This is a genomic window from Cellulomonas sp. P4_B5_2, from assembly GCF_056402235.1.
Genome location: NZ_JBFUHU010000525.1, coordinates 1 through 1171, shown reverse-complemented (window position 1 = coordinate 1171; position 1171 = coordinate 1). Strand labels below are relative to the sequence as shown.

At 73.8% G+C, this 1171-nt stretch carries 3 protein-coding genes; 1 reads left to right on the top strand and 2 read right to left on the bottom strand.

The features are described 5' to 3' along the window. On the bottom strand, positions 1-205 hold a 205-nt coding region (locus tag AC1DUQ_RS21875; protein ID WP_477074654.1), incomplete at its 3' end, for a DUF3151 family protein. 107 nt (positions 206-312) lie between these two features. Between AC1DUQ_RS21875 and AC1DUQ_RS21870 the strand changes: the two genes are divergently transcribed. After that, positions 313-684, top strand: coding sequence for an STAS domain-containing protein (locus AC1DUQ_RS21870; RefSeq protein ID WP_477061043.1), 372 nt, complete (start codon positions 313-315; stop codon positions 682-684). Here the strand turns inward: AC1DUQ_RS21870 and AC1DUQ_RS21865 are convergent. Next, a partial coding sequence (locus tag AC1DUQ_RS21865; protein ID WP_477074653.1) for an ATP-binding protein occupies positions 681-1171 on the bottom strand: 491 nt, incomplete at its 5' end. The two genes, AC1DUQ_RS21870 and AC1DUQ_RS21865, sit on opposite strands and share 4 nt — an antisense overlap.

Below are 1171 nucleotides of genomic sequence, written 5' to 3'. Positions count from 1 at the left end.
CGTAGGCGTAGGCCGCGACCGGGTCACCCTCGTCGGCGAGCGCACCCTCGGCCAGGAGGGCCCACAGCAGCGACGACGCCGGAGCGGCGGGGACGGCCTCGCGCGGCGTCGACCCGCTGCTCAGGGCCGCGCGGGCGTCCGCGTCGGGGCCGTCGGCGGGCAGCAGCGTCGGGGCGGGACCGTCCAGCAGGTTCTCGTGGCTCATGCGCACAGTGTCCCCCACCGTGTGCGCGGGAGAAGGGGCGCGGTTACAGTCGTCTGGCCGACCTGGACCGCTGTTCGGCACGCATCTCGCAACCCGACAGGGCACACATGATCGAGATCTCCACGTCCGCGACGACGACCACCTTGGCGATCGCCGGCGACCTCGACCTGGCCGAGCGCGACCAGTTCCCGGAGATCGCCGCGCGCGTGGTGGGCCTGCGCCGCCAGCTCCTGGTCATCGACATGTGCCAGGTCTCGTTCATGGACTCCACCGGGGCGGCGTTCCTCATCTCGCTGGCCGACTCCGGCCGCAAGCGCGGCGGCGCGACCGTCCTGCGCGGCGCGGACCCGCGGGACCTGTTCGTCATCGAGATCTGCGGTGCGCTCGAGCTGTTTCGTATCGACGAGGAGCACCACTGCGAGGAGGGCGTCACCCAGTCGGGCTTCCGCCACCCCGACGGGGCACCCACCCCGGCCTAGCGAAGGACGGACGGCAGCGACCCCGGTCGCACCTTCGCCCACACGAGCTTGCCCCCGCGGGACTGCCGCCAGCCCCAGTCGGCCAGTCGCTCGACGATCTGCATGCCGAACCCGCCCACGCGCCCGGGGTGCCCGTCCGTGGTGACCGGCGGAGCAGGGTTCCCGTCCTCCACCTCGATGCGCAGGCCGTCGCCCGTGTCGTAGAGCTGCAGCGACACGTGCCCGAACCCGTGCAGCACCGCGTTGGCCACCAGCTCGGACACGACGAGCTCGGCGTTGGCGGAGTCCTCGATCCCCCACGCGTTGCAGGTGCGGACGACCGCGTGCCGGGCGCGCCCGATGGACGCCGCCTCGCTGGGCAGCGACCAGCGCCGGCGCCGGGGGCTGCGGGCGCGGGCGGAGGTGTCCAACGGCGACGGCACGCGCTGGACGACCACGGCGACGTCGTCCTCGCGGTGGTCCGCGAGCCGGGACAGCAGCTCCTCGC